This is a genomic window from Paenibacillus sp. Root444D2 (assembly GCF_001426375.1).
In the GTDB taxonomy this organism is placed as follows: domain Bacteria; phylum Bacillota; class Bacilli; order Paenibacillales; family NBRC-103111; genus Paenibacillus_E.
In genome coordinates this window covers 1,297,846-1,311,717 of record NZ_LMEO01000045.1, presented here as the reverse complement: position 1 = coordinate 1,311,717, position 13,872 = coordinate 1,297,846, and the positions used below count along the sequence as shown (strand labels likewise).

Genomic DNA, 13,872 nt, shown 5'->3' with positions numbered 1-13,872 from the left:
TCACTCGATTACCTACAACACTTTACTCAATTCACCCTACAACTCACCACTCTATGGCAATTCTTCAATAACCAACATCTTCAACTTAACTACTTCAAAGGCTTACTATAAGTAGGAATATTATTATGCGCCAATCGTCCACAGGCGGCAGCTACGATGCCGCATACCATATCATCGATAAACGTATTGCATTTACCTTCGGAATGATCGCTATCGAGGTCTTTAATAATCCCGATTTTCTCTTTGTCGAGGTATCCGAAATTCGTGAGCGCAATGGTTCCATACATGAGTGGGACGGCTGTTGCGATGCTTTCATCAACCCCGAAAAGCCCTTCGTCTTCTCCAACAATATGATTGTACTGGGGATTAAATTCTTCGGCTTCGACGGCTGTATCAATTTTGATCGCCAATTGGAGGGCGTGGAAAGTTTGCTGTTTTCGTAATACGCCAAGAACATGCTCTTCACAAAGGCTGCGCTCCATATCCGGATTGTAAGGACGTTGAAGCTGATCCAGAATGTCCACCATATCCTCCAAAGCCACTCCTCTCGATGCGAACAAAGCCAGGTTACGTTCGGTATAGTCCTCTTTCACATTTTCAGAAATGATTGAACTGGCCGTTGAGGCAACAATGGCGCAGATCCCTTTGGAAATGAAAGATTTAGGACGTTTGGTCGGAAAAAAGAATCGGAATTTACAATCCATAAATCCAAAAAGAGAAATCGCGCCGCTGCCATATAGGCCACAGATAGACATAGCAATGGTGCGATGAACATTATATGAGGGGTCCTTCATACTAGCTAGGAGCTCGGAATCATGTTTGACCTTCTTTTGGAGCTCCATGAGCGTGGACATAACGTTATAGGTTTCTGTTTTGCTTAATACACCTAGCAAGGTTGTTGTGATCGTTTCATAGGGAATTTTCTTAATTCCTTTGATTTCGACGAGTAAGCGAGCAACAGCTTCTTCGATGTCAGCTTGGGAATAGTGACTGAAAACCTCTTCACGGAATTCGTTGAAAATGTTTGCTTTTTCTTTAAGGAATGTTCTCATTGAAGCGCCTCCGAATTAGGTTAATTCTTTATTTTTGAGTATAGCATATCTTTAAAAAATGCCGAAGGAAGGTGACCCCCAGAATTTTACTTGTTGCTTTGTTATACAGGCGCAGGGGTTAAATCCTAGTGCATGACTTTTTTTCAATTGAGGACAAAAAGTAGTTATAAATCGGACAAAGCCCCGTATAAATAATAATACGAAAAAGCAATGTACAGGCCATGCAAAGAAAATACAGGGCAGATGCTTCAGAAAGCTTCTGCGAAAACTTGGAGGAGGAAATAAGCTAATGAAACATCAACATTGGATTCGTTCAGCCGCTATCGCGGGGGTAATTGCCTTGCTGACCACGGGATGTTCGGTTCTGGGCACTGGAAAGAAAAGTGACATCGATGCACCTCCGACAACGGGTGCGGAAGCTGACGCGAAGACGACATCAGCGGCCGTTACGATCGATATGATCGAGGACAATTCATCACAGATGACGGTTTATGTGAAAGATGCTAAAGGATTCGTTGCTCCACTTAGTCTTGGATTACCAAAAACGGTTTCTGTCGCCAAAACGACTCTCGAGTATATGGTGGACGGAGGACCGGTAGCAAGTTTGCTTCCATCGGGTTTCCAAGCACTGCTGCCTAAAGGTACGAAGGTTGTTAGTTTGAATGTTACATCAGACAAGCGTGCCATTGTTGATTTCTCTAAGGAGTTCCTCAATTACGATGGGCCGAATGAGAGAAAGATTTTGGAGGCCATCACTTGGAACCTGACGAGCTTCCCAACCGTAGAGAAAGTACAGCTGCGTGTAGATGGGAAAGATCTCAAGGAGATGCCGAAAGGGAAGACACCGCTGGATACACCTCTTGCACGCTCTATGGGGATCAACATTGAGAAGGCTGAGGACGCTGAATTTGGTCAGTCCACACCGGTTACACTCTATTTCTTGAATCAAAATGATCAAAATTACAAATATTATGTACCTGTTACAAGGCTCGTCAAAAGGACAGATGATGTCGCGAAAGCGGTCGTTGAACAATTGATCAAAGGGCCTGACCAGAAGAAAGGTCTGGCTGCTGTTCTGAATGCTACAACGGAAGTGAAGAGCATTAAGCCGGCAGATGGCGTTATAACGGTTGACTTCTCCAACAAATTCCTTGGCGCCGATCAGAAAGCATCCGCAGAGGCAATGCAGTCTGTTATTCTTTCATTGACGGAGAACACAAGCTTTAAACAAGTCCAAATTAAAGTGGATGGCGCAGTGAAACCTGTAACTAAAACTGCTCATATTAATCCGGCTAAGCTTTAAGAAGGTTGCCCGGTTCTAACGACCTCTATGCAAAAGCGCTGACTTTGACAAAGCGCTTGCATAGGGGTTTTCTCAGCATTATAATCATGTTCGACATCATTGTTTATGGCTTGGGGTGCTTTTCGCTGGCTACTTTGCTACAATGGGGCGTAGGAACAAAGCTTCTGATGGAAGCAACAGGAGGAGAACAACATTTATGAGAATTGGCGGAAGAACGAATCAAGAACTGCGACCTATGAAAATAACCCCTCATTATATAAAACACGCGGAAGGCTCGGTGCTTATTGAGGTCGGGGATACCAAAGTGATTTGTACAGCGACGATTGAAGAACGCGTACCTCCTTTTATGAAAGGTCAAGGGAAAGGTTGGGTAACAGCCGAATATTCGATGCTGCCTCGGGCTACGCAGGTTAGAAATCAGCGTGAAGCTGCCAAAGGTAAGCTGGGTGGACGTACGATGGAGATTCAGCGTCTTATCGGCCGTGCGCTTCGTTCCGTGGTGAATTTGGAAGCATTAGGCGAAAGATCCATAACTCTGGATTGCGATGTTATTCAAGCGGACGGCGGTACTCGTACAACGTCAATTACCGGTGCTTTTGTTGCTATGGCATTTGCCATGGACAAGTTGGCGACAGACAAAAAATTAGCCAAATTCCCGATTAACGACTTTCTGGCTTCTGTGAGTGTTGGTGTTATCGGCCAAACACCGCGGCTGGATCTGAATTATGAAGAAGATTCACATGCTAAAGTAGATATGAACGTCGTGATGACGGGGCAGGGTCAATTCGTAGAAATCCAAGGAACAGGCGAGGATGCTCCTTTTTCCCGTAAGGAACTGGATGAATTGCTCGCTCTTGCTGAAACAGGCATCCATACGATGATTGAAGAGCAATCTAAAGTATTAGGCCCGATCGCTGATCGCATTCGAGGTGTACATCATGCTGCTACAAAGTAATTTCGTCGTTATTGCGACACGTAACGAGGGCAAAGTCAAAGAGTTTGCGAAGCTTTTTGGAGCAAAAGGCTATAAAGTTCGCAGCTTAACGGACTATACGGATCTTCCGGAAATCGTGGAGAGCGGAACGACGTTTGTAGAAAATGCACGGATAAAAGCGCAGATTATTTCGGCACATCTCCATGTGCCGGTTCTTGCCGATGATTCAGGCTTATGTGTAGCGGCTTTGAATGGCGAACCGGGTGTTTATTCTGCCAGGTATGCTGGAGAGGATGCTACGGATGCGGACAATAATGCTAAGTTGCTGCAAGCATTACGCGAGGCAGACTCGGTAGAAGGATTGCCTGATGGTGCAGAGCACCCAAAGCTTCTTAGCGAAGCATCCTATGTTTGTGCGCTTACACTCATCGATCCTGTAGCGAATGAAGTGATTGAAGCGGAGGACTCTTGCCGCGGTTACATCATTGGGGAAGAACGTGGCGAAAGCGGCTTCGGCTATGATCCGTTGTTTTATATCCCTGCTCTTGGGAGAACAATGGCTGAATTAACGGTGGAAGAGAAGAATGAGATAAGCCATCGAGCCAAAGCTTTGCGTATGTTCTTGGATAGACTCCCTGATCAGAACGGGTAATTTCATGAAGAAAACCTGCTTCCACTTTATAGGTGGGTAGCAGGTTTTTCATTTATCGGATGGATATTTTATAGGAACGTAACCAAGTATCTACTTGAGCCAAATAGGCGAATAGTTGAGGACCTGTCATCAATTGACCAAACCATGGGAGATCGAAATCATTCGTCTCTGAGCTGGCAAGTGCGCGGATTTTCTTAACATCAATGAAGGGGAGTAACGGTGAGCTGGGGTCATCCAGAATTTCCAGAACCCATTTTCTTACTGCTGCTAAGTAGTTAGGATTGTGTGTTTTGGGATACGGACTTTTCTTGCGAGTTAGTACATCCTCAGGAAGAACACCTTTGAGCGCTTTACGCAAAATGCCTTTCTCCCGATCACCCGATGTTTTGATTTCCCAGGGAATATTCCAGACATACTCAACAAGACGGTGATCGCAAAAAGGGACGCGGACTTCAAGTCCGACGGCCATACTCATACGGTCTTTTCGATCTAGAAGTGTCGGCATGAACCGGGTAATATTTAAGTAAGACATTTCTCGCATACGGTTTTGCTGCTGCGTTTCCCCAGCTAACCGCGGCACTTCGCTGAGCGCTTGCTGGTATCGATTATTGACATACTCGACTGGTTTGATCCAATCCACAAGATCTGGAGCCAGCAGGTCGACGCGATTGTTAAGTTTTAAAGACCAAGGGAACGTATTTGCTGCCAAAGCTTCTTCGTTGTGGAACCAAGGGTATCCACCGAATATTTCGTCAGCTGCTTCGCCGGAAATGGCAACCGTCGCTTCTTTTTTGATCTCACGGCAAAATAAATAAAGAGACCCATCAACATCAGCCATCCCTGGTGTATCACGGGCAAATACTGCTGTTTTCAGAGATTCCACAAGCTCGGGTGTGTCGAATTCAATATAGTGATGCTCGGTTCCTAGGTGCTCTGTCATCCGTTTAATCCAAGGTGCATCTGAATTTGGCTGAAATATGTTGGCTTTAAAATGCTTGTCATTATCTTTGTAATCAACGGAAAAGGTATGCAGAGCGCCTTGCCCGCTTTCTTTGTAATGAGCAGAGGCAAGTGCAGTAAGTGCACTAGAATCCAGTCCACCAGATAGAAGGGTACAAATGGGTACATCAGACACAAGTTGACGTTGGGATGTGTCTCTAAGCAGTTGTTGAACTTGCAATGCCGTAGCAGCAATATCGTCCGAATGCTGGTGGCTTTCGAGCTTCCAGTACGTACGGATGGATAAGCCATTGCGGTCAAATACTGCGCATTGTCCTGGTTTAAGCTCTGACATGTTGCGATAAATGCCATGACCAGGTGTGCGAGCTGGACCTACTGCGAAAATTTCGGCCAAGCCTTCAGCACCAACCTCTGCTTGAAAGTCGGGGTGCGCGAGTATGGCTTTCGGCTCAGAGCCGAATAGAAGCACACTATTTTGATGAGAATAAAAAAGCGGCTTTACGCCAAGCCGATCTCTGACCAAATAGAGGGATTGTTCTTGATCATTCCAGGCCGCGAAAGCGAAAATGCCATTCAGTCGATCTACACAAGCTCTCCCCCACTCAATAAAGGCAACGAGCAGCACCTCTGTATCACAGGTCGTGCGGAAATGATGTCCACGAAGTTCGAGCTCCTTTTTGAGTTCAGGGGCGTTATAGAGTTCGCCATTATATACGATCGTATACGTGTAGTCTCCTTGTTTCCGTACCATGGGCTGAGCGCCGTTTTCCGGATCCATTACACTAAGACGTCGATGGCCGAGGGCACAATGCTGTGAAATCCATGTACCAGAAGCATCAGGTCCACGCAAATGGAGCGTTTCCGTCATATTTTCTAGAATGGACGGGTACCCGGTCAAGTCTTTCCGCCAATCTATCCAACCCGTTATTCCGCACATAGACGTTCCTTCCTTTCTTTATAAAGAGAGCATGATGATAAAAGGTATGCAAACAGAAGGTAGATAATGTCTGTCCAGAAGTGGATGGGCGCAGTCAACCGGACGGATTTTGTGTTTTGTTGACAGGCCTGATACAATAAACCCAATTCTTACTTACTAAAGGACAAAGGTGATGACAATGAAAAAGAAACACTCTAAAGCACAAATTGATTATCTGGCTTCAAGAGAACATTTTTTGCAAATCAGTAACCAAGCGGATAAACGAATTGCGGAATTAAAAGAAGAAGGTAAAGAAGTAGGGCAAGCAGAAATGGAAGAAATTATTGAGCGTGTCGGGTTGCATCGTGCTTACAACGAACTTACCCAAGCAGAGAATGTTTTGATTAATTGGACACAAACAGCTATTAAAACAGAGCCGGAATTTATTCAAAACCGCACTAATTTTGAGGAATTGTACGAAAAAGTCAAAACAGATGCAGAAGCAAGAGGCGCGATTCTTAATCTTGCCATGCGTTTAAATTTAGAGCTTGTGTGACATTCTAAAGAGGTAGTGCCATTCTTTCTTCAGGAGGCGAATGCTCATGGATAGTCATTTCATTAGCAAGCTGCACGACAAGCAGAGGAAAGCCGCGAAGAATTTCAGGACCCAAGGTGACGGTCAGCCAGGCAGTAATTTGCCGCACAAGAAGCACTAAAGTCTAATGGCACCATCAAGAGCCTGTAGGGAGATTTCCTTACAGGCTTTTGCTTTTATTATCCATTTGCCTTCGTCCTTTATGGGTATTTTATACAGCATATTTGAGGTTGTATCACACCATACTAATCAAGTGATCATTATTTCAACTCATAGGAGGATTCCCATCATGAGCAAAAAGAAAAGTAAAAGTATGGATCAGAGGATACAGAGCACAATCGATCATTCGAAGCAATCTTCTCGCATACAGTCCAATCTGGACTCAACAGAGCCTGGTCATCACCAACCGAATCGTCCTTCCGTTTAAACGAGTGATTTGAAATCGTAAATACAGCTTCGATGAAGTCCCTACCATTTGGTTGGGGCTTTTTCCTTGTACATAGATAGACTTATGAGGTATGATGATTGAGTTTAAAAGATTTGAATAAGCTCGAACAATTTCATATTCGAAATAGGTGCTTACCATCCGCTTTCCAAGCGCAGAGTAAGCTTAAAAGGGAAGATCGGTTAGAAGCCGACGCGGTCCCGCCACTGTAACAGAGGAGTCAACGTCTCTATGCCACTGATCGACCGATTGGGAAGGCTGACGTTTGATGTAGATCCTGAAGCCAGGAGACCTGCCTATTTCAGCAGCACAGTTATATACCTACGGGAGATAGGGAGGTGTTCTTATGAGTACGTGGGATCTATCAACAGTCCAACATCATGTGCTTATCTGTAACGGGGGATCTTGCCTGAAAAATTCAGGAGATGAAACAACGCTAGCCATCCGAGATGAAATTTCGAAGCACGGAGCCGAGCATCTTATACATACAACTCGGACTAGATGTAATGGCCGCTGTCAGGATGCAGGTGTTGTTACGGTGTATCCGCAAGGGATTTGGTACAAGGAAATGACACCAGAGACTGGGAGAAGGCTTGTTCGAGAGCATTTACTAGAGGGTAAACCACTCCAAGAACATATGATTTATAGCTTTGAGGAACGCTTTGTGCCAACCGGAAAAGGAAATAAGGGCATTAGTCGCGTTCAAAATAAATAACCGGATAATGAAAGTTTAAAGGGGCTTATCCCAAAAGGTTTATAACCTTTTGGGATATCTACCTTTTAGTTCGTATCCATAAGGACTTCCGCCAATAGGTGGAGGTCCTTTTTGGTCAGAATTAATATGTTTTAGGTAAGGGGAAAGCAAAGCCTACCCCTTACCTATTCGGGTGCTCCAGAATAAGCACATTTCCTTGCTTATTCAGCGCTGACGCGCAGGATAGCCTACCGGGAAGTTGATTTTCGACTTCTCAGACTCTGTCGGCTCGGCGAGCTCTCACAGAAAGCGCGTTTTTCGCGCTTATTCGTTCGGGTGCTCCAGGATAAGCGCGTTTTCCTCGCTTATTCAGCACGGACGCGCAGGATGACCTACTGAGAAGTCGATTTTCGACTTCTCAGACTCTATCGACTCGGCGAGCTGCATGCATGTATACAAAAGAGGCTATCCCTCTAATCACAGTTGGGACAGCCTCTTCTTAACTCTATTTATTTTCGTTAATGATAATTATAAATAGACCTTTTGTAATAATGTTTTAAAATCACTCACATTCTTAGGTGCCGAGACTCCCTGACGACTAGCTTCGGGCAATGCTTCCCACAAATCTAGCAGCATGGGCCTATCAAGACCAAGACCAATAATAGCCTTGCTATCTTTGAATATGTCATCTGGCGTGCCTTCCATGACGCACTGTCCTTGATCCATCACGAGAATCCAATCAGCCCATGAGTAGGCTAGGTTCATATCATGGGTAGCCATGACTAAGGTGATGCCGCGATTATGTATACGATCAAGTTCCTCGACAAGCTGTTGTTCCGATATGCGATCCAGATAGGCCGTTGGTTCATCTAGAAGCAGCAGCTTCGGTTCAAGCACAAGCACACCGGCTAAGGCTACACGTTTCTTTTGGCCGAGGCTCAAGTGGTGAATGGGTGTGTGTGCTAAGTGCTCGAGCCCCATCGTTCTTAATATAGCTTCTGCTCGGCGGTTAATCTCAGGCTCAGGAATGGCAGCATTCCGCAGACCGTAGGTGACATCCTCATAAGGAGTATTCAGAATGAGCTGCTGTTCCGGATCTTGAAAGACAAGTCCAACGTCTTGACGTAATTGCTTGAGTTCTTTGCGGGTATAAGTTAAAGCTTCGTTCTTCCATACAACTTGGCCTGATGAAGGTGAATGAATGCCAATAGCTTGAAGAAATAAAGTTGATTTGCCAGAACCGTTATGACCGCAAATAGCTGTTTTTTTTCCCTCGGGGATGCGGAGCTTTAATTTGTTTAAAGCCATGTTCTGAGAAGCGGGATAGCTAAAACTAACTTCTAAGGTTTCTAGAATCGTGCTCATCGGATACTCCTCCAATTCCAACGCAGCCAAATTTCGAGCAGCAGTAAGAGCGTGAGTCCTACATAACTTTCCAATTTATATCGAAAAGGTACAGGGTTAGCTCGGTAGGGGGCCATGTGAATGTCATCCGTAAAACCTCGGGAGACAAGGCCATTTGACAATGATTTATACCGCTGCATCGTTTTAATAAACATTTGAACAATAATAATGGCTGTATCCTTTAGTCTATTATGGAAACCAGTCTGACCGCCTCTAGATTGCTGAGCCACATACATGTTATTGGCAATTTCAAATAGGATGAACAGAAATCGATACATAATAAGCATAATTTCCAGAACTAGCTTGGGAACACGAACTTTTTGTAAGACTTGCATCATTTCGGAAAAAGGAGTGCTGAACATAATAAAGGACACGCAACTTAGACTTGCTATAATACGAACGAATAATTTGCCAATTAGCAAAAGAGCTGTTGAAGTAACGGACAACTTCCAGTCCATGAATGTAAAGGCCGCCACCTCATGGATATCAGGCAAGGCTTCTTGCAAAGGACGGACCTCTACCACTATTGCGGGTACACTACCTACAAAAAATAGGCATGCAGCACCGATGATAGTTACATAATATTTGATTGGAATACGAGCATAGACTACCGTCCATACGGCCATCCAAATCGCTATAATTACCTGGACCGCTGGATGCGTTAGATAAGAAAACATCAGCATGGTAACTGCAAAACCGCACTTCCACATCGGTGATAGAGGGCGTAAGGCATTTTTATAGGAGAGCGAGTCGATTAATTTCATCATTGGTTTTTGGACTTAGATACTTTCCCTTTGAAATAGCCAAAGGCATACCCGATGAAGCCAGCCCCGATGGCAGCTTGTAAGGCGAACAGCATACTTTCCGTCTCAGCTGGGAGCTCAAATAATGAAGAGAACCATGGCGTATAGGAGGGCTCAATACTTTGGATTAATTGTTCAGCGGCATCATCAGATCCACCAAATTCGCCTGTTGCGAAAATAAGGGGTAAGACTGCCAATAATACAACGGCAATTAACATCAAGGTATTCACAGTACGAGTTTTCATAGCTCAGAAGCTCCTTTCATTTTATGTTGTAGAATGGATAGCTCTTTTGGGCTGTAAGATTGTAACCAATTCCATATTAATACGGTTAAAATACCTTCACTAATAGCAAGAGGAATTTGTGTAATGGCAAAAATACCGCCGAATTTCAAAAAGGATGCTATAAATCCACCTTGTTCAGCTGGGAATGCAAGAGCTAATTGGACAGAAGTAACAATGTATGTGGATAAGTCGGCAAGAGCAGCCGCCAAAAATATCGACCATTTTTGTTTGCCGGTTGTTTTCATCATGGACTTATATATGAAGTAACCAACTACTGGACCGGAGAGGGCCATGGAGAAAGCATTTGCCCCGAGTGTCGTAAGTCCTCCATGAGCAAGTAAAACCGCTTGAAATAACAAAACAATCGATCCTAGGACGCTCATAGGGAGCGGTCCGAACATTACGGCTCCTAAGCCTGTACCTGTTGGGTGAGAACTGCTTCCGGTTACAGAAGGGATCTTCAATGCCGACAGTACGAAGGTGAATGCGCCAGCAAGGCCAAGCATAATTTTGAGCTCTGGATGTTCTTTCGTAATTTTGATAAGTGCTCGGACACCTAGAAAGAAGAACGGAAGGAAGGCTGCCCACCAAAATATAGCCCAACCTACAGGGAGAAATCCTTCCATAATGTGCATGCCGTAAACGGTTTGCGGTTCATTAATGAATAGATAGAGGGCTAACCCTATAACCACTAGTAAGAAGCTAGTGACCTTGTTCTTTTGTGCCTTAGTTTGCATGTTTTTTAATTCCTCCTAATTAAAGTTTGTGTAACGAACAAAAAAGACCAATCCTGATGGATTGGCCGTGGGTACGTACGAATAAACGACAAATATAAGCTAGATGTCGAAAGACTTGACGTACACCGCTCCTTTCCGCGAAGGTTTCTGGGTGCATAAATGAAGGTAGGTCTCCTGGCTCTCGGATCATCGTATTCTTTCAGCCTTCCCTGAATTTTCATCAAGTGACATGATAGAAAGAAACTCCCCGAATACAGTGGCGGGACCGCTCGGGATTTGCACCCGATTCCCTGTTACCCCTTGCTTGCTACGCAAAGGCACCTCATTTATTCGAAAAAATATGTAATTGAAAAGAGTATAACACAATATGAAAGATTCGTAGCATAGTGAAATTTTATTTTTTAGCAAATGTAGATAAACAAAAAAAGATCGCGATTTCTCGCGATCCTTTGCCGTGCATGAACGTCCCAGGAGGGATTCGAACCCCCGACCGCACGCTTAGAAGGCGTGTGCTCTATCCAGCTGAGCTACTGAGACATAAACCTCTTCTTACCTTGCGGATTTGATCCGTTTAGCGAAGCAAGAGTTATATTATCATATAGTTTAAAGTGAAGTCAACCCTATTTTATATATTTATTTTGCAATCACTTGGACAATCAAGTAAACTGTCACCAGCGAGAAGATTTCTGAGGTGATCATCATAACGGACCCATCCATCAATAACTTAATTCTTTTTCCGAAAACAGAGCAATATTACGAAGAGGAGCTTACTCGGTTCCTAAAAACAGAGCAGTATAGTGATGCGCTCCAATTGCTTACCTTTCTACTGCAATTTCCGACAGTAGACCAACACAAAACTGAACAATGGGAAGCTTTGAGGAATTGGCTGTATACCATGTATCCAGAAACCATGTTCCCTATGACGTCTCCATTGGAAGATGATCCAGAAGAAGAAACGGATCTATTACGGCAGTACATACAAGATAAGACAGCCGATGATGGCGCCTTTGCGCTTAAACTTCTGAATATGCTAAGAGAAGGTACGTTGGAGCAGCAAGTCAATGCCCTTGAACAATTAGCGTTCATTGATCAATCTGACGTGAGCGACCGTGTAAAGGAGTGGCTATGTGAGAAGCCGCGGCACCCTCACATTCAGTTTAAAGCTTTGCAGGCGCTTAAACAGATGGGTGAGCGAGGATTTATTGAGTTTCCTAAGAATGGGGAAAAGATCCTTGTCGAGATCGAAGAGACACCGCTGTGCCCGGAGGATTTTCCATCACGCATTCGTGATATGATTCGCAGAGTCGGGGACATTAGTGAAATAAGCCAACCTGATTTTGTCTATTTTGCCAAGCAGACCTGGCAGGAATTTCTAGCCTATGCGTATGGGACATCGATCTATACCGATCTGCAGAAAGCGGAAGAAGGTGCTGTTGATGTGTGGGCATCTGCACTTCATGCGATTCTTCAAGAGAAATTGTTTGGCTCGGTGAATCGTGAAGAATTACTAGATAATTACGGGATTGTTGATTCCATGAAGCTTCAGTGGAAACGAGCTAACCTTGTGCTGCAAGCGTTTGTGAAGCAGTTTAATCCGGACCCATCATAAGGCAAGAAAGGCTGCCTTGAAATGAAAATCTTATATGGTATAATAGAATGGTTGTAAAGAGCGTAACGTGAAAATATGTCATCGTACATTTTTGGAGGGGAAAGCATAAAATGAAAGCAAGTTGGGAAAAAATAGAGAAGAACGTAGGCGTTCTTGAAGTGGAAGTTGGCGCAGAGCGCGTAGCAGATGCTTTGGATAAAGCATTTAAAAAGGTATCCGCGAAAGTGAATGTTCCAGGATTCCGTAAAGGGAAAGTACCTCGTTCTATCTTTGAAGCTAAATTTGGTGTAGAAAGCTTGTATCAAGATGCTTTAGATATCATTTTGCCAGAAGTTTATGTGGAAGCGATTGAAGAAGTTAAAATCGAGCCTGTTGATCGTCCTGAAGTAGACGTTGAGCAATTCGGCAAAGGACAAGTACTGAAGTTCAAAGCTAAAGTAACTGTTAAGCCTGAAGTAACTCTTGGCGAATACAAAGGTATCGAAGTTGAAGCGGTAAGCGCAGAAGTTACGGATGAAGAATTGACTGAAGAGCTTACACGTTTGCAACAACGTCATGCTGAATTGGTTGTTCTTGAAGAAGGACAAGCAGCAAATGGTGACGTCGTTGTCCTCGATTTCGAAGGATTTGTTGATGGAGAAGCGTTCGAAGGCGGTAAAGCGGAGAAATACTCCCTTGAGCTTGGTTCCAACTCTTTCATTCCAGGTTTCGAAGAGCAACTCGTAGGTCTTGGTAAAGGCGAAGAGAAAGAAGTTAACGTTAGCTTCCCTGAAAACTACCATTCCGAAGATTTGAAAGGCAAAGCAGCTGTGTTTAAAGTGAAAATTCACGACATTAAACGCAAAAACTTGCCAGAGCTTGATGATGAGTTTGCTAAAGATGTGAGCGAGTACGATACACTTGTAGAGTACAAAGAAGAACTGAAAAAACGTCTTCAAGAGCGCAAAGAAAAAGATTCAGAGGCTGCTCTGGAAACAGCTGTTGTTGAAAAAGCTGCAGCTAATGCTGAAGTTGAAATTCCAGCTTCTATGGTAGAAGCAGAGCTAGACGTTATGGTGAAGGAATTCGAAAGACGTCTTCGCTCCCAAGGCATGACGCTTGAGATCTACTTCCAGTTCTCCGGTCAAAACGAGAGCGTGCTGAAAGAACAAATGAGAGAAGATGCTGACAAGCGTGTTCGTAACAACCTTGTTCTTGAAGCCATCGCAGCTGCAGAAAAAATCACAGTTTCCGATGAAGAAGTTGACACGGAACTTGAGAAATATGCACAATCCTACCAAAAAACAACGGCAGAACTTCGTGAACTGTTTGCTTCTAACGGCAGCTTAGAAGGTCTGAGCAACGATCTTGTGATGAGAAAAACGGTTGACTTCTTGCTTGAAAATAGCAAGCATGTTTCCGCAGCAGTATAAATAAGGTTAGTAAAGGCACGTACGTAAGCAACGTGCCTTTCTTTTACCCTATTTTAGCCTCCAAACTGCCCA

The 13,872-nt window shown here is 44.2% G+C and carries 15 protein-coding genes, 1 tRNA gene and 2 riboswitches; of the genes, 9 read left to right on the top strand and 7 right to left on the bottom strand.

The genetic code is table 11. The features are described from left to right. Positions 1-89 precede the first annotated feature (89 nt). Positions 90-1,052, bottom strand: a complete 963-nt coding sequence (locus ASD40_RS36700; protein ID WP_057306196.1) for a phosphatidylglycerophosphatase A family protein — start codon at positions 1,050-1,052, stop codon at positions 90-92. A 289-nt stretch (positions 1,053-1,341) separates the two neighbouring features. Here ASD40_RS36700 and ASD40_RS27035 point away from each other — a divergent pair, with 289 nt between their 5' ends. From ASD40_RS27035 to ASD40_RS27025, 3 genes are all read left to right on the top strand, one after another. After that, positions 1,342-2,355, top strand: coding sequence for a GerMN domain-containing protein (locus tag ASD40_RS27035; RefSeq protein WP_057306195.1), 1,014 nt, complete (start codon positions 1,342-1,344; stop codon positions 2,353-2,355). Positions 2,356-2,551: 196 nt separating this feature from the next. After that, on the top strand, positions 2,552-3,310 hold the full coding sequence (gene rph / locus ASD40_RS27030; RefSeq protein ID WP_057306194.1) for a ribonuclease PH: 759 nt from the start codon (positions 2,552-2,554) through the stop codon (positions 3,308-3,310). Beyond that, entirely contained in the window at positions 3,294-3,941 is a 648-nt protein-coding gene (locus ASD40_RS27025; RefSeq protein WP_057306193.1) for an XTP/dITP diphosphatase, read from the top strand. The genes rph and ASD40_RS27025 overlap by 17 nt, the downstream gene beginning before the upstream one ends. 52 nt (positions 3,942-3,993) lie before the next feature. On the opposite strand, the gene asnB is transcribed toward ASD40_RS27025, so the two are convergent. Beyond that, positions 3,994-5,838 (bottom strand): asparagine synthase (glutamine-hydrolyzing), encoded by a 1,845-nt coding sequence (gene asnB / locus ASD40_RS27020; protein ID WP_057306192.1) that lies wholly within the window; start codon positions 5,836-5,838, stop codon positions 3,994-3,996. A 178-nt stretch (positions 5,839-6,016) separates the two neighbouring features. Between asnB and ASD40_RS27015 the strand changes: the two genes are divergently transcribed. From ASD40_RS27015 to ASD40_RS27010, 4 genes are all read left to right on the top strand, one after another. After that, positions 6,017-6,373, top strand: a complete 357-nt coding sequence (locus ASD40_RS27015; protein ID WP_056836396.1) for a hypothetical protein — start codon at positions 6,017-6,019, stop codon at positions 6,371-6,373. A 46-nt stretch (positions 6,374-6,419) separates the two neighbouring features. Beyond that, positions 6,420-6,533 (top strand): DUF4023 family protein, encoded by a 114-nt coding sequence (locus ASD40_RS36695; protein ID WP_082562468.1) that lies wholly within the window; start codon positions 6,420-6,422, stop codon positions 6,531-6,533. Between the two features lie 168 nt (positions 6,534-6,701). After that, positions 6,702-6,839 carry a hypothetical protein gene (locus tag ASD40_RS37495; protein WP_156390195.1) on the top strand — a complete coding sequence of 46 codons (138 nt, stop codon included), beginning with the start codon at positions 6,702-6,704 and terminating at the stop codon, positions 6,837-6,839. 129 nt (positions 6,840-6,968) lie between these two features. Next, positions 6,969-7,171, top strand: a riboswitch (cobalamin riboswitch). Between the two features lie 32 nt (positions 7,172-7,203). After that, positions 7,204-7,572, top strand: a complete 369-nt coding sequence (locus ASD40_RS27010; protein ID WP_057306191.1) for a (2Fe-2S) ferredoxin domain-containing protein — start codon at positions 7,204-7,206, stop codon at positions 7,570-7,572. 507 nt (positions 7,573-8,079) lie between these two features. On the opposite strand, the gene ASD40_RS27005 is transcribed toward ASD40_RS27010, so the two are convergent. The 5 genes from ASD40_RS27005 to ASD40_RS26985 all read right to left on the bottom strand — a co-directional run bounded on the left by ASD40_RS27005 (position 8,080) and on the right by ASD40_RS26985 (position 11,316). Then, on the bottom strand, positions 8,080-8,916 hold the full coding sequence (locus tag ASD40_RS27005) for an energy-coupling factor ABC transporter ATP-binding protein (RefSeq protein ID WP_057306190.1): 837 nt from the start codon (positions 8,914-8,916) through the stop codon (positions 8,080-8,082). Then, positions 8,913-9,722, bottom strand: a complete 810-nt coding sequence (gene cbiQ / locus ASD40_RS27000; RefSeq protein WP_057306189.1) for a cobalt ECF transporter T component CbiQ — start codon at positions 9,720-9,722, stop codon at positions 8,913-8,915. Before cbiQ ends, ASD40_RS27005 begins: the two co-directional genes overlap by 4 nt. Further along, positions 9,719-10,003 carry an energy-coupling factor ABC transporter substrate-binding protein gene (locus tag ASD40_RS26995; protein WP_057306188.1) on the bottom strand — a complete coding sequence of 95 codons (285 nt, stop codon included), beginning with the start codon at positions 10,001-10,003 and terminating at the stop codon, positions 9,719-9,721. The genes cbiQ and ASD40_RS26995 overlap by 4 nt, the downstream gene beginning before the upstream one ends. Continuing rightward, entirely contained in the window at positions 10,000-10,779 is a 780-nt protein-coding gene (locus ASD40_RS26990) for an energy-coupling factor ABC transporter permease (protein ID WP_057306187.1), read from the bottom strand. Before ASD40_RS26990 ends, ASD40_RS26995 begins: the two co-directional genes overlap by 4 nt. A 146-nt stretch (positions 10,780-10,925) precedes the next feature. Next, positions 10,926-11,119, bottom strand: a riboswitch (cobalamin riboswitch). A gap of 123 nt (positions 11,120-11,242) precedes the next feature. Next, positions 11,243-11,316 (bottom strand) — tRNA-Arg (locus ASD40_RS26985). Between the two features lie 154 nt (positions 11,317-11,470). Here ASD40_RS26985 and ASD40_RS26980 point away from each other — a divergent pair. Beyond that, on the top strand, positions 11,471-12,388 hold the full coding sequence (locus ASD40_RS26980; protein ID WP_057306186.1) for a hypothetical protein: 918 nt from the start codon (positions 11,471-11,473) through the stop codon (positions 12,386-12,388). Positions 12,389-12,498: 110 nt separating this feature from the next. Continuing rightward, a complete protein-coding gene (gene tig, locus ASD40_RS26975; protein ID WP_057306185.1) occupies positions 12,499-13,800 on the top strand; it encodes a trigger factor in 1,302 nt (433 codons plus the stop codon). The last annotated feature ends 72 nt before the right edge of the window (positions 13,801-13,872 follow it).